The sequence below is a fragment of the Streptomyces sp. NPDC051738 genome (assembly GCF_044453205.1).
Taxonomy (GTDB): Bacteria; Actinomycetota; Actinomycetes; order Streptomycetales; family Streptomycetaceae; genus Streptomyces.
In genome coordinates this window covers 67,320-82,931 of record NZ_JBITCM010000002.1, presented here as the reverse complement: position 1 = coordinate 82,931, position 15,612 = coordinate 67,320, and the positions used below count along the sequence as shown (strand labels likewise).

The 15,612-nt window shown below is 70.5% G+C and carries 17 protein-coding genes; 4 read left to right on the top strand and 13 right to left on the bottom strand.

Annotation, left to right across the window (positions count from 1 at the left end; all coding sequences use genetic code 11):
- Positions 1–96 precede the first annotated feature (96 nt).
- On the top strand, positions 97–510 hold the full coding sequence (locus ACIA8X_RS05030) for a nuclear transport factor 2 family protein (protein WP_393451204.1): 414 nt from the start codon (positions 97–99) through the stop codon (positions 508–510).
- An 81-nt stretch (positions 511–591) separates the two neighbouring features.
- Here ACIA8X_RS05030 and ACIA8X_RS05025 read toward each other — a convergent pair whose 3' ends face one another.
- Entirely contained in the window at positions 592–945 is a 354-nt protein-coding gene (locus tag ACIA8X_RS05025; RefSeq protein ID WP_393451201.1) for a cytidine deaminase, read from the bottom strand.
- Positions 946–1,017: 72 nt separating this feature from the next.
- A complete protein-coding gene (locus tag ACIA8X_RS05020; RefSeq protein WP_393451198.1) occupies positions 1,018–1,839 on the bottom strand; it encodes a helix-turn-helix transcriptional regulator in 822 nt (273 codons plus the stop codon).
- A 148-nt stretch (positions 1,840–1,987) separates the two neighbouring features.
- Here ACIA8X_RS05020 and ACIA8X_RS05015 point away from each other — a divergent pair, with 148 nt between their 5' ends.
- Positions 1,988–3,472, top strand: a complete 1,485-nt coding sequence (locus ACIA8X_RS05015) for an MFS transporter (RefSeq protein ID WP_393451195.1) — start codon at positions 1,988–1,990, stop codon at positions 3,470–3,472.
- On the opposite strand, the gene ACIA8X_RS05010 is transcribed toward ACIA8X_RS05015, so the two are convergent.
- The 5 genes from ACIA8X_RS05010 to era all read right to left on the bottom strand — a co-directional run bounded on the left by ACIA8X_RS05010 (position 3,434) and on the right by era (position 8,030).
- Positions 3,434–3,793, bottom strand: coding sequence for an MmcQ/YjbR family DNA-binding protein (locus ACIA8X_RS05010; RefSeq protein WP_393451192.1), 360 nt, complete (start codon positions 3,791–3,793; stop codon positions 3,434–3,436). The genes ACIA8X_RS05015 and ACIA8X_RS05010 overlap by 39 nt on opposite strands.
- A gap of 4 nt (positions 3,794–3,797) precedes the next feature.
- Complete coding sequence (locus ACIA8X_RS05005) at positions 3,798–5,105, bottom strand: hemolysin family protein (RefSeq protein WP_393451189.1); 1,308 nt, start codon at positions 5,103–5,105, stop codon at positions 3,798–3,800.
- The gene (gene ybeY / locus ACIA8X_RS05000) at positions 5,102–5,599 is read right to left on the bottom strand and encodes an rRNA maturation RNase YbeY (protein WP_093909433.1); all 498 of its coding nucleotides are present in this window, start codon (positions 5,597–5,599) and stop codon (positions 5,102–5,104) included. The genes ACIA8X_RS05005 and ybeY overlap by 4 nt, the downstream gene beginning before the upstream one ends.
- 15 nt (positions 5,600–5,614) lie before the next feature.
- On the bottom strand, positions 5,615–6,685 hold the full coding sequence (locus ACIA8X_RS04995; protein WP_399457806.1) for a PhoH family protein: 1,071 nt from the start codon (positions 6,683–6,685) through the stop codon (positions 5,615–5,617).
- Between the two features lie 376 nt (positions 6,686–7,061).
- Positions 7,062–8,030, bottom strand: coding sequence for a GTPase Era (gene era, locus ACIA8X_RS04990; RefSeq protein ID WP_093909436.1), 969 nt, complete (start codon positions 8,028–8,030; stop codon positions 7,062–7,064).
- A gap of 231 nt (positions 8,031–8,261) precedes the next feature.
- On the opposite strand from era, the gene ACIA8X_RS04985 reads away from it, so the two are divergent.
- Entirely contained in the window at positions 8,262–8,600 is a 339-nt protein-coding gene (locus tag ACIA8X_RS04985) for a P-II family nitrogen regulator (RefSeq protein WP_399457805.1), read from the top strand.
- Positions 8,601–8,650: 50 nt separating this feature from the next.
- On the opposite strand, the gene ACIA8X_RS04980 is transcribed toward ACIA8X_RS04985, so the two are convergent.
- Positions 8,651–9,127, bottom strand: a complete 477-nt coding sequence (locus ACIA8X_RS04980) for a hypothetical protein (protein WP_393451179.1) — start codon at positions 9,125–9,127, stop codon at positions 8,651–8,653.
- A gap of 180 nt (positions 9,128–9,307) precedes the next feature.
- Entirely contained in the window at positions 9,308–10,156 is an 849-nt protein-coding gene (locus ACIA8X_RS04975; RefSeq protein ID WP_399457804.1) for a helix-turn-helix transcriptional regulator, read from the bottom strand.
- A 146-nt stretch (positions 10,157–10,302) separates the two neighbouring features.
- Between ACIA8X_RS04975 and ACIA8X_RS04970 the strand changes: the two genes are divergently transcribed.
- Complete coding sequence (locus tag ACIA8X_RS04970) at positions 10,303–11,157, top strand: NAD-dependent epimerase/dehydratase family protein (protein ID WP_399457974.1); 855 nt, start codon at positions 10,303–10,305, stop codon at positions 11,155–11,157.
- Positions 11,158–11,263: 106 nt separating this feature from the next.
- Here the strand turns inward: ACIA8X_RS04970 and ACIA8X_RS04965 are convergent, their stop codons facing one another.
- From ACIA8X_RS04965 to ACIA8X_RS04950, 4 genes are all read right to left on the bottom strand, one after another.
- Positions 11,264–12,514, bottom strand: a complete 1,251-nt coding sequence (locus tag ACIA8X_RS04965; RefSeq protein WP_393451173.1) for an MFS transporter — start codon at positions 12,512–12,514, stop codon at positions 11,264–11,266.
- Entirely contained in the window at positions 12,511–13,854 is a 1,344-nt protein-coding gene (locus tag ACIA8X_RS04960) for a GH1 family beta-glucosidase (protein WP_393451170.1), read from the bottom strand. Before ACIA8X_RS04960 ends, ACIA8X_RS04965 begins: the two co-directional genes overlap by 4 nt.
- 97 nt (positions 13,855–13,951) lie before the next feature.
- Complete coding sequence (locus ACIA8X_RS04955) at positions 13,952–14,218, bottom strand: protealysin inhibitor emfourin (protein ID WP_093909440.1); 267 nt, start codon at positions 14,216–14,218, stop codon at positions 13,952–13,954.
- Between the two features lie 21 nt (positions 14,219–14,239).
- Positions 14,240–15,310, bottom strand: a complete 1,071-nt coding sequence (locus tag ACIA8X_RS04950; RefSeq protein ID WP_399457803.1) for a M4 family metallopeptidase — start codon at positions 15,308–15,310, stop codon at positions 14,240–14,242.
- Positions 15,311–15,612: the final 302 nt, after the last annotated feature.

The following is a 15,612-nucleotide window of genomic DNA, read 5'->3' as shown; positions in this document are numbered from 1 at the left end:
AGACCTGTCTGCCCCCAGCGTGACACCGGCCACTGACACTCGCCCCTCGGACGCTCTCCGGGCGCCGCGCCGCCCGACCCTGGCTACCATCCGCCCATGAGCGACGACGCGCACACGGCCCCGGAACCCCCCGAACCCCCGGACGCCGACCGCCTCGCCGCCCTCGCACACGCCTGGGCGGAGGCCATGGTCTCCAACGACCCCACCCGCATCGCCGACTTCATGGCCGACGACTGGGTCATCGTCTCCGAGTCGGGCATCTCCACCAGGGCCCAGTTCCTGACGTACGTCGAATCCGGCGACCTGACCCACTCGGCGTTCCAGCTCGTGGGCGAGCCCAGGATCCAGGTCTACGGCGACTCGGCTGTCCTGACGGCCCGGGTGACGAACACGGCCCACTACCAGGGCGAGCGCTTCGACGCCGACGAGTGGACGACCGACGTCTTCGTGCGTCGTGACGATGGTTGGCGGTGCGTGTTGAGCCACATCACGGGGGCGGCCCGGACTTGAAACGCCGGTCCGGGCAAGGTCAGCCCGTTGGGGGTGCCCCCTCTGGGGGAGTTTGAGGACGAGGCTCTTTCGGGGCGGACCTCAGCCCGCCGTCACCGTGGAACGCACCGCCCCGTCCGGCCCCGCCACCAACACCGGCGTCTCGGGCCCGCCCAGGTCCCGCACCGCCGCGAGGTCCTCCGCCGACGGCGACTCCGCCTCCGTCACGACCGCCGCCGCCTCCAGGGACTTCGCCCCCGAAGCCACCGCCATCGCCACCGCCGTCCGCAGCGCGCTCAGCCGCAACGAGTCCAGGGCGACGGTCCCGGCGACATACGTACGGCCGGTCTCGTCCCGTACGGCCGCCCCCTCGGGCACACCGTTGCGGGCCCGCGCGGAACGGGCCAGGGTGACGATCTTGCGGTCCTCGGGGTCCAGCGCGCTGTTGTCGGTCATGACCTGAGCATACGTAGCGGCGACCGGCCCAACCGAGCACGGGGTACGGCCCGACCGGCCACTGGGTACGGCCTACCCGGCCACCGGATACATCGCCCCGCGCCGCCCCTCCGGCGACGCCAGCCACTCCAGCTTCGCCGCCGTGTTCGCCTCGTCCAGCGGCGTGTGCAGGACGATCGACAGATCGGGCCGCACCGGCATCTGCATCACGCTCGACTCCAGGCACAGCAGCCCGACCAGCGGATGGTCCAACTCCTTACGGATCTGCCCGGCGTCCTCGATGTCCCGCCGCTCCCACAGCTCGCGGAACTCCGGGCTGGACGCCTTCGCCTCGGCCAGCACCGCCTGGAACCCCTCGTCGTCGGGGGAGGCCGAGCAGGCGGCACGGAACTGCGCCACGACCGTACGGGCGTTGCGGTCCCAGTTCCTCGACCGCGACCGGTACATCGGGTCCGTGAAGAAGTCGATCAGGCAGTTCCACCGCTTGCCGGGGTGCATGCCGAGCACCGTCGCCGCCGCGTCGTTGTGCAGCACTCCGTTGTAGTACCGGTCCATGATGTGGGCCGGATACGGCATCCACGCGTCGATCAGCCGCCGCAGCCCGTCGCACATGTCCTGCTTCTCGGGCGCCACTTCACGCTCGGGCGGATTCATCCCGGCCAGCACATACAGATGCCGCCGCTCGGCGTTGCTCAGCCGCAGCACCCGCGCCACCGAGTCCAGCACCTGCGGCGACACGGAGATCTCCCGCCCCTGCTCCAGCCACTGGTACCACGACGCCCCCACCCCGGCCAGCACCGCGACCTCCTCACGCCGCAACCCCGGCGTACGGCGCCGCGCCCCACCGTCCGGCAGCCCCGCCTCGGCCGGTGTCACCCGGGCCCGCCTGGTCATCAGGAACTCCCGCAGCTCACTTCGCCGTCTGCTCTTCAGCGCGCCCTGGGCCACGTACGAATCCCCCTCGTCCTGTTGGCTGGTGGTGCCACCACCAGGACAACTTCCCGCTCCCCACGGCTATTCCGGCGCCCGCAGGCTCTTGCCCATGGCGATCGACTCCGACAGTCCCACCACCAGCTCCCCCACGACCCCACCGCTCGACACCCCCCGGACCCCCCGGATGTCGACGCGCGACAAACTCGTCCTGTTCGTCCTGTGCGCCGCCCAGTTCATGGTCGCGCTCGACTTCTCCGTTCTGAACGTCGCCCTCCCCGTCCTCGGCGCCGACCTCGGCATGAGCCAGTCGGCGCTGCAGTGGGCGGTCACGGCGTTCGCGCTGCCGTCCGGTGGCTTCCTGCTCCTCTTCGGCCGCATCGGCGACCTCTACGGCCGCCGCAAGCTGTTCCTCACCGGCCTCGCCCTGTTCGCCGCGGCCTCGGTGCTCGCGACGTTCGCCTGGGACCCCGCGTCGTTCCTCGCCGGACGCGCGCTCCAGGGCCTCGGCGCGGCGGTCATCGTCCCGACCGGCATGTCCCTGCTCACGACCACCTTCGCGGAAGGCCCCGCCCGGGCCCGCGCCCTCGGCATCTCCGGAACGCTCATGTCCCTCGGCTTCACCATCGGCATGGTCGCGGGCGGTGTCCTGACCGACGCGCTCGGCTGGCGCTCCACGATGGCCCTGCTCGCGCTCTTCGCGCTGGTCGTGCTGCCGCTCGCGCCCGGCCTGCTGCCCGAGTCCCGCACCCCGGAGCGCCCGCGGCTGGACGTGCCCGGCGCGATCACCGTCACCGGCGGTCTGCTGTCCCTGATCTACGCCCTGACGACGGCCGCCGACCACGGCTTCGGCCGCGCCGACGTCATCGCGACCCTGATCGCGGGCATCGCGCTCCTCACCGCCTTCGTGGTCGTCGAGTCCCGCACCGAGGCACCCCTGGTCTCCCTGCCGATGCTGCGCCGCCGCACGGTCGCATGGGGCAACCTGGGCGGTCTGGTCACCTTCTCGATGATGTCGACGGTGATCTTCGTGCTCACCCTGTACCTGCAGGAGATCCTGGACCTGTCGGCCTGGGAGACGGGCCTGGTCTTCGGCTTCCAGGGCGTCATGTCGGTGATCGCCGGCGCGCTGACCCCGCGGTTCGTCAGCCGTCTCGGCGCGCGCCGCACCCTGGTCGTCTCGCTGGCCGGCCAGGGCGCCTTCATCGCGGGCCTGCTGTTCCTGAACGCGCACACCTGGTCCGTCTGGCTCGCCACCGCAGCCGTCTCGCTGGCGAGCATGTTCCACCTGGGCGCGATCATCTCCTACGGCCTGACGGTCACCTCCGGCGTCCCCGATGAGGAGCAGGGCCTGGTCACCGGCCTGGTCACCTCCACGCAGCAGGTCGGCCTCACGGTCGGCATCCCGCTGCTGGGCGTCCTCGCGACGACCGCCGACGACCTGCTCTCCGGCACCCGCACGGTCATGGCCCTCGACGCGGGGATCCTGCTGGTCGCCGCGGCCCTGATCGCGCTCGGCCTGCGGACCCGGCGAGCGGCCGGTTCAGAGACGGCCGGCTCAGGAGCGGTCGAGGCGGAGCCGCTCGGCTCGCGGTAGACCGGCGACGACGAGGTCGTACGAGTCCTCGATGAGCTCCCGGACCAGGCGGTCCGGGAGGTCGCCGTCCACCGTCACGGTGTTCCAGTGCCGCTTGTTCATGTGATAGCCGGGGATGATCAGGCCCTCGTGCTCGCCGCGGAGCCGCACCGCGTCCTCCGGGTCGCACTTGAGGTTGACCTTGAGGGGGCGGTCGTCGATCCAGCTCAGGGCGAACATCTTGCCCAGCACCTTGAAGACCGAGATCTCCGGGGCGAAGGGGAAGTCCTCCACCGCCGCGTTGAAGGATAGACAGAAGGTCCGCAGCTCCTGAGGGGTCACTCCGTCACTCCGGCTTCGTCTCCTCCTCCGGTGAGTCCACCGGACCCACCGGCTCCACCAGCACCGTCAGGATCTTGTTCCGGCGGCCTGCCGCGGCCTCCGCCGTCAGCCGCAGCGCACGGCCGTCGGGCAGCTCCACGACCGACGACGCCCCGGCGATCGGCACCCGGCCCAACGCCTTGGCGAGCAGCCCGCCGACCGTCTCCACGTCCTCGTCGTCGTACTCGTCGAGGCCGTACAGCTCACCGAGGTCGGTGATGTCCAGCCGCGCCGTGACCCGATACCGGTCCTCGCCCAGCTCCTCCACCGGCGGCAGCTCACGGTCGTACTCGTCGGTGATCTCGCCGACGATCTCCTCGAGGATGTCCTCGATGGTGACGATGCCGGCCGTGCCGCCGTACTCGTCGATGACCACGGCGACGTGATTGCGCTCCTTCTGCATCTCGCGCAGCAGATCACCGGCGTTCTTGGTGTCGGGCACGAACACCGCGGGCCGCATCGCCGTCGACACCAGCTCGCTCTCCGCGTCCCGGGAGATGTGCGTCTTGCGGGTCAGGTCCTTCAGATACACCATCCCCACCACGTCGTCCTCGCTCTCCCCGACGACCGGTATGCGCGAGAAACCGGAGCGCAGCGCGAGGGTGAGGGCCTGGCGGATGGTCTTGTAGCGCTCGATGACGACGAGGTCGGTCCTCGGGACCATGACCTCGCGCACCAGCGTGTCGCCCAGCTCGAAGATCGAGTGCACCATACGGCGCTCCTCGTCCTCGATCAGCGACTCCTTCTCGGCGAGGTCCACCATGGCGCGCAGCTCCGCCTCCGAGGCGAACGGACCGCGGCGGAAGCCCTTGCCGGGCGTGAGCGCGTTGCCGATGAGGATCAGCAGATACGGGATCGGCCCCATGATCCGCGCGAGCGGCAGCAGCACATACGCCGCCGCCGTCGCCGTGTTCAGCGGATGCTGACGGCCGATGGTGCGCGGGGAGACCCCGACGGCGACGTACGACACCAGGACCATGACCGCTATGGCGACCAGCAGCGCCTCTGTGGTGCTGTCGAACTCCTGGAGGCTGGCGTACGTCACTATCGCCGCGGCGGCCATCTCACAGGCCACGCGGACCAGCAGCGCGACGTTCAGATAGCGCGTCGGATCGGCGGCGACCAGCGCGAGCTTCGCGCTGCCGCGACGGCCGCTGCGTACGGCCTCCTCGGCGCGGAAGCTGGAGACGCGCGCCAGGCCCGCCTCCGCGCAGGCGGCGAGCCAGGCGACGATCACGAGGGCGATCGCGCCGGAGACGAGGGGGATGCTCATGACACGGTCGGGGCCGGGGAGGGCCCGGTCAGGCCCTTCTCCGAACGCCAGCCGTCCACGATGGCGGCCTGCAGGCCGAACATCTCGGCCTTCTCGTCGGGCTCCTCGTGGTCGTACCCGAGCAGATGCAGCACACCATGGACGGTGAGCAGCTGGAGCTCCTCGTCCATGGAGTGCTGCGTGGGCGCCTCCGCCCCCTGCTTGGCGGCGACTTCGGGGCACAGCACGATGTCGCCGAGCAGCCCCTGCGGCGGCTCGTCATCGTCCTTCGACGGCGGCCGCAGCTCGTCCATCGGGAAGGACATGACATCGGTGGGCCCCGGCAGGTCCATCCACTGGATGTGGAGCTGCTCCATGGCGTCGTCGTCCACGACGATCACCGAGAGCTCGGAGAGCGGGTGGATGCGCATCCGCGCGAGCGCGTAGCGGGCGATGTCGAGGATCGCCTGCTCGTCGACCTCGGTTCCGGACTCGTTGTTGACGTCGATCGACATGGTCGTGCGTCTTCTCTACTTCCCCTTGTGCCCGGCCTTGCCGCCTCGGCCCTTGTGCGTGCCGTTCTGGGTGCCGTGCGTGTTGTCGAACTTCTCGTACGCGTCGACGATACGGCCGACCAGCCTGTGCCGGACGACATCGTGCGAGGAGAGCCGGGAGAAGTGGACGTCGTCGACGCCGTCCAGGATGTCCTGCACCTGCCGCAGGCCGGACTTGGTGCCGTCCGGGAGGTCGACCTGGGTCACGTCACCGGTGATGACTATCTTCGAGTCGAAGCCGAGGCGGGTGAGGAACATCTTCATCTGCTCGGGGCTGGTGTTCTGGGCCTCGTCGAGAATGATGAAGGCGTCGTTGAGCGTCCGGCCACGCATGTACGCCAGCGGCGCGACCTCGATGGTCCCCGCGGCCATCAGCCTCGGGATCGAATCCGGGTCGAGCATGTCGTGCAGCGCGTCGTACAGCGGGCGCAGGTACGGGTCGATCTTCTCGTACAGCGTGCCCGGCAGGAATCCAAGACGCTCACCGGCCTCCACCGCAGGGCGGGTCAGGATGATGCGGTTGACCTGCTTGGACTGCAGGGCCTGCACCGCCTTGGCCATGGCGAGGTAGGTCTTGCCCGTGCCGGCGGGGCCGATGCCGAAGACGATCGTGTGCTTGTCGATCGCGTCGACGTAGCGCTTCTGGTTGAGGGTCTTGGGGCGGATCGTGCGGCCGCGGGAGGAGAGGATGTTCTGGGTGAGCACCTCGGCCGGGGTCTCCTGGCCGTCCCCCTCGCCGTTCTCACTGGCTCTGAGCATGGCGATCGAGCGTTCCACTGCGTCCTCCGTCATCGGTTGCCCGGTGCGGAGCACCAGCATCATTTCGTCGAACAGGCGCTGTATGAGGGCGACTTCCGCGGAGTCGCCGAGCGCGCTGATCTCATTGCCCCGGACATGGATGTCGGTCGCCGGGAAGGCCTTCTCGATCACGCGCAGGAGGGAGTCGCCGGACCCCAGGACGGTCACCATGGGGTGCTGGGCGGGGACGGTGAACTGTGCTCGTGCGTTCCCCTGCGCGGGGGTGTGAGCTGTGGGTGTCTGAGTCATGGGCCGGCTCTGTAGGCCTGCTCATCCTCCTCGATACGACTCGCCTGCCACGTGGGCGGCCTGGCGATTTCAAGAGTACGCCGGGGGACTGACAACGCCGTAGGCCTTTTCACGGGACGAGTCCGCCCAGGAGGCGGGCCCGCTCACCCGGGGTACGCCCCCCGTCACCCCTGGTCGGTTTCCTCGCCCCCGCCGCCCCTACCCGTCCCGTCCCTGGGGGCTCCGCCCCCAGACCCCCGTTTCGGCCTCGAAAGGGCCTCGTCCTCAAACGCCGGACGGGCTGAAAAACCAGCCCCTCCGGCGTTTGAGGAGCGGGGTCTGGGGCGGAGCCCCAGAAGGATGGGACGGGTAGGGGCGGCGGGGGCGAGGATCCGAGTCAGAACCCCAGTTTGCGCAGCTGGCGCGGGTCCCGCTGCCAGTCCTTCGCGACCTTCACATGGAGGTCCAGGAACACCGGCGTGCCGAGCAACGCCTCGATCTGCTTGCGCGACTTGATCCCGACGTCCTTCAGCCGCTTGCCCTTGGGCCCGATGATGATGCCCTTCTGGCTGGGGCGCTCGATGTAGACGAAGGCGTGGATGTCCAACAGGGGCTTGTCGGCGGGGCGGTCCTCGCGGGGGAGCATCTCCTCCACCACGACCGCGATGGAGTGCGGCAGCTCGTCGCGGACGCCCTCCAGCGCGGCCTCCCGGATCAGCTCCGCGATCATGACCTGCTCGGGCTCGTCGGTGAGATCGCCCTCGGGGTAGAGCGCCGGCCCCTCCGGCAGAAGCGGGACGATCAGGTCGGCCAGCAGGTCCACCTGCTTGTCGCCGACCGCCGAGACCGGCACGATCTCGGCCCACTCGAAGCCCAGCTCCTTGCCGAGCTGGTCGATGGCGATGAGCTGCTCGGCGAGGGTCTTGCTGTCCACGAGGTCGGTCTTCGTGACGATCGCGATCTTCGGCGTCTTCTTGATCGACGCCAGCTCCTTCGCGATGAAGCGGTCACCGGGGCCGAGCTTCTCGTTCGCGGGCAGACAGAAGCCGATCACGTCGACCTCGGCCCAGGTGGTGCGTACGACGTCGTTCAGCCGCTCGCCCAGCAGCGTGCGCGGCTTGTGCAGTCCAGGGGTGTCGACCAGGATCAGCTGGGCGTCGGGCCGGTGCACGATCCCGCGTACCGTGTGCCGCGTCGTCTGCGGCTGGTTCGCGGTGATCGCGACCTTCTGGCCGACCAGAGCGTTCGTAAGGGTGGACTTGCCCGCGTTGGGGCGGCCCACGAAGCAGGCGAAGCCGGCGCGGTGGGGTGCCTCCGACGATGCCGACGGCTCGGATGACTTGCTGCGAACGCTCATGGCGCCCATTCTCCCTGATCCACAAACCCCTGCCGCACAAGGGAGCGACCGCCCCTGCCGCGCGGGCGCCGCGTCCGGCGCGGTCGCCGGGTTCGGAGCGCACCGGCCGGGACCTTACGGTGCACGCCGGGACCGCCTACGATCACGGGGTCCTGGGGCACGGTGCCCCGATCACCGCGTCCGTCTCCTCGCGTCCGTCTCCTCTTCCGTTCCCGCCGCGCAGAAGGTCAAGAAGCAGGCATGAAGCTGATCACCGCGATCGTCAAGCCGTACCGGCTCGACGAGGTCAAGACCGCCCTCCAGGAGATCGGTGTGCACGGTCTGACCGTGACCGAGGCCAGCGGCTACGGCCGTCAGCGCGGGCACACCGAGGTCTATCGCGGCGCCGAGTACCAGGTCGACCTGGTGCCCAAGGTCCGTATCGAGGTCGTCGTCGAGGACGCCGCGGCCGACGACGCCATCGACGCCATCGTGAAGGCCGCGCAGACGGGGAAGATCGGGGACGGGAAGGTGTGGGCGCTGCCCGTCGAGACGGTCGTACGGGTACGGACGGGCGAGCGCGGCCCCGACGCGCTGTAGGCGTCGGACGTCAGACGCCGGGACCGCACCCCGTCAGCGCGTCACGCGCCTCAGTCGAACACGAACGGGCCCGGCGACTGCGGCCCGGTCGCCGTGCAGGTGATGGTGATGCCGAGGACGGTCATCTGCAGCGAGCCGCCGAAGGCCTCCAGGCTGTCCCCGGAGGCGACGGTGCCGCTGAGCGGGCCGACCTGGACGGGGTCGCCGGCGGCCATCGCCGGGTTCTCGGTGCCGGAGAAGGCGACGGTGCCGCCGCTTGCCTTCACCAGGGTGAGAGTCGAGGAGATCGAGTCCTCCCCGAGCGCGATCGGCGCGGTGATCGCGGAGGAGTTGACGGTGATCGTGGCGGCGGTGCCGTTCTGCGTCGCGGTGAGGGTGGCCTCGCCGCCGCCGAAGCTGCCGCAGTCGGCGGTGATGGTCGCGGTTCCGGGGGCGACGGCGAGGGCGGCGGGCGCGAAGGCCAGTCCGGTGGCCGCGAGGGCCCCGGTCACCAGCGCCGCACCTGCTCCGATTCGCGTTCGTCTCATGGGGATTCGCTCCCTTTCGGGGGTGGGGGAATGCCTGCCTGTGGGGGGTCGCGGAACTGCTCGGCAGGTGGGTGCGGGCACACTGCGTGGAGAGCTGAATCTGACGGTCCGTCGGAACCGCCGTTTCCATTGATGCGCGTGGGGCGAGGGTCGGCAAGGGTGATTTCTGGCCTCAACTATTCAGGCCTTGCTGGGCGACATGTCCTGCAGCCCGACCACCCGCAGCAACTGCAGCCGCTCGTACGTCTCCGTCCCTGGTCGCGCCGTGTGCACGATCAGGAGTTGGTGGTGCTGGTGGCTGAGCATGACCTCGCAGTCCAGCTCCAGGAGGCCGACCAAGGGGTGCGGGAAGCGTTTCGTCGCGCGGTCGCGCTGGGACACCTGGTGTTCGTCCCACAGGCGGGCGAACTCCTCGCTGGACGCCCGGAGTTCGGCGACCAGCGCGGCCGGTTCCGGGTCATCAGGGCGGGCCGCGGCCACCGCGCGCAGGCTCGCGACGTGGCCGCGCGCGTGGGCAGCGCGGTCCTCGTCCGGGAACAGGGAGCGGGCGGTCGGGTCCAGGAAGAACAGGCGGGCCAGGTTGCGGTCGCGCGGGGGGCGGGACATCACATCGCCGACCAGAGCCTTGGCCATGGTGTTCTGGGCGAGCACCTCGCCGCAGTCGGTCACCAGCTGCGCCGGTGTGTCGTGCAGACGGTCCAGGATCAGCAGCAGGCCGGGGCGCACATGCCCGGACGCCGTCTCGCGCCGCGGGGGCTCCTCGCCGCCCAGGTGGAACAGGTGGTCGCGTTCGTCGTCCGTGAGGCGCAGGGCGCGCGCCAGCGCCGTCAGCATCTGGCGGGACGGGCGCGGTCCCCGGGACTGCTCCAGCCGCGCGTAGTAGTCCACGGACATCCCGGCCAGCGCCGCCACCTCCTCCCGGCGCAGCCCCGGCGTACGGCGGCGGGCGCCGGCCGTGAGGCCCACGTCGGAGGGGTCGAGGCGGGCACGGCCGCGGCGGAGGAAGTCGGCGAGTTCGGCTCGGTTCACCCCTCCAGGCTGCGGCACACCGCCCGGCTTATCCAGGGACTGCCGATCCCCTGATCAACGGGTCTCTCCCGCTCGTACCGGCTCCGGCCGAGGGTGGTCGGTGACGAGAGGAGCGGAACATGCGGAACACGCAGAGCACGCAGAACATGTTGACGTTGGTGACCGGTACGACCGGGCAGGTCGGCCGGCGTTTCGTGCCGAGGCTGCTGGCGCAGGCCCGGCCGGGGGAGCGGGTGCGGGTCCTGGTGCGGGACGCGGCGCGCGGCGAGCCCTTCGCCGAGCTGGGCGCCGAGGTCGTCGTCGGCGACCTGCGGGACGCGGAGGTGCTGGGCAAGGCCGTCGCCGGGGTCGACGCGGTCGTGAACGTCGCCGCGTCCTTCCGCGGGGTGCCGGACGAGGAGGCGTGGGCCGTCAACCGGGATGCGGCCGTGGAGCTGGGCCGCGCCGCGCTGGCCGCCGGGGTGGGGAGGTTCGTGCAGGTCAGCACGGGGCTGGTGTACGGCGTCGGACGGGGCCGCCCGCTCACCGAGGACGACGAGACCCGGCCCGGCGGGGCGATGTGGGGCGCCTACCCCGAGTCCAAGGCGCAGGCCGAGCGGGAGTTGCTCGCGCTGGAGGGGCTGGACGTTCGGGTCGGCCGGCTTCCCTTCGTCTACGGCGAGGGGGATCCGCATCTCGCCCAGTCCCTGATGTGGGCCGGGAAGTGGGCGGCGACCCAGCGGCTGCACATGGGTCACCATGTGGATGTCGCCCAGGGGCTGTTGCGCATTCTGCATGCGCCGGGCATCGCGGGACGGGTGTACAACATCGCTGACGACGCGCCCGTGACGGCGGTTGAGTTGCACCAGCTCAACGGGGTCGAGGTGCCTGCGGATCTCCATGACCGTGTCGACCCCGATCCGTGGCTTGCGATCACCTCCACGGAGCGGATTCGTCGTGAGCTGGGGTATCGGCCGCTGTATCCGTCGGTTTATGCGGCGCGGGACGCTGGGGCGCTGTGACGGAGTGCCGCTGTGGGCCGTCTGGCGTCTGCGGGTGCGTTGCGGCTGGTCGCGCCCACGCGGCGGAGCCGCAAATCCAATACAGCCCCGCGCCCCTTAACGGCGTCTAATCGACGCCCCTGATACGTCCCACCAGCACCGCCCCCGCCAACCCCGCCCCCGCCGCCACCAGATACAGCACCCGGTACCCACCCAGGTAAGTCACGATCGGGGCGGCGAGGGCGGGGGCGGCCACCTGGGGGAGGGCGTTGGCGATGTTGATGACGCCGAGGTCCTTGCCCCGGTCCAGCGCCTTCGGGAGGACGTCCGTCATCAGCGCGAAGTCGACCGACATGAACACCCCGAGGCCCAGGCCCAGCAGCGCCGCCACGACGATCGCGCCGGTCCACGTCTGCCAGCCGGCGAGCAGCACGGTGGCCGCCGCCATCAGGACCCCGGACCACTGGACGAACGGCTTGCGGCGGCCCACCCGGTCCGACCAGGCGCCGCCCACCACGACCGTGGCCAGCAGCGTCACGCTGTTCACCGCGGTCAGGATGAGTACGCCCTGCTCGGGGTCGTCGTAATGCAGGCGGTCTCGCAGGTAGTAGAGCAGGTACAGAATCACCAGCGCGTTGCTCAGGTTGATCAGGAAGCGGGTCAGCCAGGCCCAGCCGAAGTCCGGGTAGCGGCGTGGGCTCAGCCAGAAGCCGCGCACGAAGGAACCCCGGGACCAGGCCGGCCGGTCCGCCACCCCCAGCCTCAGATCCCGGTACCGCAGGACGTACGGCAGCACCCCCGCCACCGCGAACACCGCGCACGCCGCATACCCCGCCGCGATCCCGCCCGCCGCCGTCGCCAGGCCCGTACCGGCGACCGCCCCGAGGATCTGCGCCGCCCCCAACCAGCCGCCCACCACGCCCCGTTGGAGCCTCGGCACCCGGTCCGGCACCGCCGCCGTCACCGCCGCGAAGGCCGCGTTCAGGGTCAGCTGGACCAGGCACCAGGCGACCGCCATGGTCCACAGCCCGTCCGCCCCGGCGAGCAGCAGCAGCGACAGCGCTCCGCCCGCCGCCCCGGCCACGATCCATGGCGTACGGCGGCCCCAGCGGCCCGTGGTGCGGTCCGACAGCGCGCCGAAGAGCGGGTTGGCGAACAGGGACACGACCGCCCCCACGCCCGTCACCCACGCCAGCAGCGTCTCCTTCGACATCCCCGTGCCGGGTGCGAAGTCCTCCGCCTGCTGGGCCAGCAGGATCTGCAGCGGGCCGTACCAGCCCACCCAGATCGCCACGTTGGCGAGCGACAGCGCCGCCGTCCAGCCCCCGCCGACCCGGTCGCCGGGCTCGGCGAGGGCTCCCGGTGGGGCCGCGGTCATCTCTGGGCCCGGAGCAGCTCCTGGAACCAGCCGTACGACGCCTTGGGCGTCCGCGTCAGCGTCACGCCGTCCTCGAAGTCCACGTGCACCAGCCCGAACCGCCGCGCGTACCCCTCCGCCCACTCGAAGTTGTCCAGCAGCGACCAGACGAAGTACCCGCGGACGTCCACGCCCGCCTCCACCGCCCGGTGCAGCGCGCGGAGGTGGCCGTCCAGGTAGGCGATCCGCTCCTGGTCGTCGACGCCCTCGTAGGAGCAGCCGTTCTCGGTGATGACGATCGGCGGGAGCCGGTCGCCGTAGCGCTCGCGGAAGCCGGTGAGGAGTTCCGTGAGGCCATCGGGGACGACGGGCCAGCCGAAGTCCGTCGTCGGCACGCCCTCGATCTCCCTTACCGAGAAGGGTAGTTCGGCGGGCATGCTGATGCCGCCGAACTCGATCTCGGTGCCCTGCGGGGCGCCCACGCGGGTCGGCGCGTAGTAGTTGATGCCGTAGAAGTCGAGCGGCTCCGCGATGACCTTGAGGTCCGACGCGATGTCTCCCGGCATCAACTCGCCGATTCCCTCCGGGTATTCGCCCAGCAGCAGGGGGTCGGCGAACAGGCGGTTGAGGAGTACGTCGTAGAAGCCGGCCGCTTCCAGGTCCGCCTGTTCCTGTGATGCCGGCCAGGTCGGGCCGTGTGAGTTGGCGATGCCGATGTCCGTGGCGCCGGCCGCGCGCAGGGCCCGTACGGCCTGGCCGTGGGCCAGCAGCTGGTGGTGGGCGACGGGCAGCGCGTCGAAGAGGAGCTGCTTGCCCGGCGCGTGGGTGCCCAGGGCGTGGCCCAGCAGGGTGTGTTCGGCGGGCTCGTTGATCGTGATCCACTTCTTGACGCGGTCGCCCAGGCGCTCGGCGACCACGGACACGTACTCGGCGAATCGGGCGGCCGTGTCCCGGTCCAGCCAGTCGAGCCCGACCGGCAGGTCCCAGTGGAAGAGGGTCGGGACGGGCCGTACGCCCGCCGCGCACAGCTCGTCCACCAGACGGTCGTAGAAGTCGAGGCCCTTCGGCGCGTTCACCCGCGGCCAGGAGATCGAGAAGCGGTACGCGTCCACGCCCAGGTCGGCCAGCAGGGCCACGTCCTCGCGGTAGCGGTGGTAGTGGTCGCAGGCCACCGCGGCCGTGGAGCCGTCCTTCACCCGTCCCGGCTCGGCCGTGAAGGCGTCCCACACGGATGCCTCGCGCTCGTCCGTCGCTCCCTCGATCTGGTGGGCCGAGGTCGAGACGCCCCACAGGAAGCCGGCCGGGAACTGCGGTATCGGGTTCGTCGCGCCGCGCGCATCAGTCGCCATGCGCCGGATCATCCGTACCGGCGGTAACGGAAGTCAACGGCCGAGCGTGAACTGCCCGTTACGGCGCCCGCGAGAACCGCCCGTCACGGCCCCCGCGTGAAACCGTCCGTCACGCTCCTTCCTTCAGCACCCTGGAGATCAGCTTGCGCTGCTCGTCGGTGAGCCGGGGGTCCGCGCAGTACACCGTGTTGCCGTCCACGGTGATCTGGTAGCTGAAGCCGTCCGGAACCCCGATCGGGGGCGTGCCCCGGCCGGACGCGACCGCGCGCTCGGCCAGGGCCTGCCACTCCTGGGCGTCGGGCCGCCCCGAGGTGTCCACCTCGGCGAGCCGCTCGATGCCCGCGAATCCACCCGTGCGCCGTACCTGAATACGCATGGGTCTCTGTCTAGTACGGACTCAGGAGATCTGCACCCCGACCTGCTCCCACGCCTTCGACACGGCCTGCAGCTCCTCGCTGCCGTCGCTGAAGCGTTCGCGTGCCGCCTTGACGGTCAGCTCGGCGAAGTCCGTGAACATGGCCCGGTCCGTCAGCTCGCCGCCGGTCAGGACGTCGTACCAGATCTGTCCGGCCTTCTCCCAGGCGTTTCCGCCGAGCGCGGTGGCGGCCAGGTAGAAGGCGTGGTTGGGGATGCCCGAGTTGATGTGGACGCCGCCGTTGTCGCGGCCGGTGCGGACGTAGTCGTCCATGGTCGCGGGCTGCGGGTCCTTGCCGAGGACGTCGTCGTCATACGCGCTGCCCGGCTCCTTCATGGAGCGCAGGGCCTTGCCGGAGACGCTGGGCGCGAGCAGGCCGGCGCCGATCAGCCAGTCGGCCTCGGCGGCGGTCTGGCCGAGCGTGTACTGCTTGATGAGGGCGCCGAAGACGTCCGACATGGACTCGTTCAGGGCGCCCGGCTGGCCGTAGTAGGTGAGGTTGGCCGTGTACTGGGTGACGCCGTGGGTCAGCTCGTGGCCGATGACGTCGATCGGGATGGTGAAGTCGAGGAAGATCTCGCCGTCACCGTCGCCGAACACCATCTGCTCGCCGTTCCAGAAGGCGTTGCCGTAGTCCTCGTCGTAGTGCACGGTCGCGTCCAGGGGCAGGCCGTCGCCGTCGATCGAGTGCCGGCCGTAGGCCTTGAGGAAGAGCTCGAAGGTGGCGCCGAGGCCGGAGAAGGCCCGGTTGACCGTGGCGTCCTGGCCGGGGTCCTGGCCCTCGCCGCGGACCTTGGTGCCGGGCAGCGCGGTCTTGTGCTCGGCGTCGTAGATGGTGCGCAGCGGCTGGTCCGACGGTGCCTTCGCCGTCGGGGCGGCCGCGAGGGCGAACTCGGTCGTCACGCGGCGCCGGCCGCGCAGCTCGCTGTCTCGCATCAGGGTCCGCTGGGCGGGACCGGAGAGCGCGGGGTCGTCGTTCCGGGCCAGTTTGTCGAGGACGTGTGGTGGTACGACGGTGCAGAAGACGGGCTCGAAGCCCCCGTTGGTCGTCATGACCGGCACCCTTGCACTGCGTTATGCCTCTGTCACTACCCGCAACCATGATTGGTGAAATATGCGGACAGGGAGCCGCACGCTCCGTGACGAAGTGGTATAGCGCACTTTTTGTCCTGTTCGTCCCCCGGGTCCCGCATACTGATACGACGCCCCGCACCGGGAGTGGCTCGGCTAGCATGCTGCGCATCATGCGTTTTGGGCTGCTTCTTCTTAGCTGCCGCGGCGAGGGCCTGTAGTCCAGGTCGACTCCCTCCCCGCGGAGCTTCGCGTTGCGTCGTCGGCCGTCCTTCCGGACATCC

Excerpts from the sequence above, each read along its gene's own strand:
- ACIA8X_RS04960 (WP_393451170.1), bottom strand. The coding sequence starts at position 13,854 with ATGATCCGGCGCATGGCGACTGATGCGCGCGGCGCGACGAACCCGATA.
- ACIA8X_RS04950 (WP_399457803.1), bottom strand. The coding sequence starts at position 15,310 with ATGACGACCAACGGGGGCTTCGAGCCCGTCTTCTGCACCGTCGTACCA.
- ACIA8X_RS05005 (WP_393451189.1), bottom strand. The coding sequence starts at position 5,105 with ATGAGCATCCCCCTCGTCTCCGGCGCGATCGCCCTCGTGATCGTCGCC.
- ACIA8X_RS05025 (WP_393451201.1), bottom strand. The coding sequence starts at position 945 with ATGACCGACAACAGCGCGCTGGACCCCGAGGACCGCAAGATCGTCACC.
- ACIA8X_RS05020 (WP_393451198.1), bottom strand. The coding sequence starts at position 1,839 with ATGACCAGGCGGGCCCGGGTGACACCGGCCGAGGCGGGGCTGCCGGAC.
- ACIA8X_RS05030 (WP_393451204.1), top strand. The coding sequence starts at position 97 with ATGAGCGACGACGCGCACACGGCCCCGGAACCCCCCGAACCCCCGGAC.
- ACIA8X_RS04970 (WP_399457974.1), top strand. The coding sequence starts at position 10,303 with ATGTTGACGTTGGTGACCGGTACGACCGGGCAGGTCGGCCGGCGTTTC.
- ACIA8X_RS04980 (WP_393451179.1), bottom strand. The coding sequence starts at position 9,127 with ATGAGACGAACGCGAATCGGAGCAGGTGCGGCGCTGGTGACCGGGGCC.
- ACIA8X_RS05015 (WP_393451195.1), top strand. The coding sequence starts at position 1,988 with ATGGCGATCGACTCCGACAGTCCCACCACCAGCTCCCCCACGACCCCA.
- ACIA8X_RS04955 (WP_093909440.1), bottom strand. The coding sequence starts at position 14,218 with ATGCGTATTCAGGTACGGCGCACGGGTGGATTCGCGGGCATCGAGCGG.
- ACIA8X_RS04985 (WP_399457805.1), top strand. The coding sequence starts at position 8,262 with ATGAAGCTGATCACCGCGATCGTCAAGCCGTACCGGCTCGACGAGGTC.
- era (WP_093909436.1), bottom strand. The coding sequence starts at position 8,030 with ATGGGCGCCATGAGCGTTCGCAGCAAGTCATCCGAGCCGTCGGCATCG.
- ybeY (WP_093909433.1), bottom strand. The coding sequence starts at position 5,599 with ATGTCGATCGACGTCAACAACGAGTCCGGAACCGAGGTCGACGAGCAG.
- ACIA8X_RS04995 (WP_399457806.1), bottom strand. The coding sequence starts at position 6,685 with ATGACTCAGACACCCACAGCTCACACCCCCGCGCAGGGGAACGCACGA.
- ACIA8X_RS04965 (WP_393451173.1), bottom strand. The coding sequence starts at position 12,514 with ATGACCGCGGCCCCACCGGGAGCCCTCGCCGAGCCCGGCGACCGGGTC.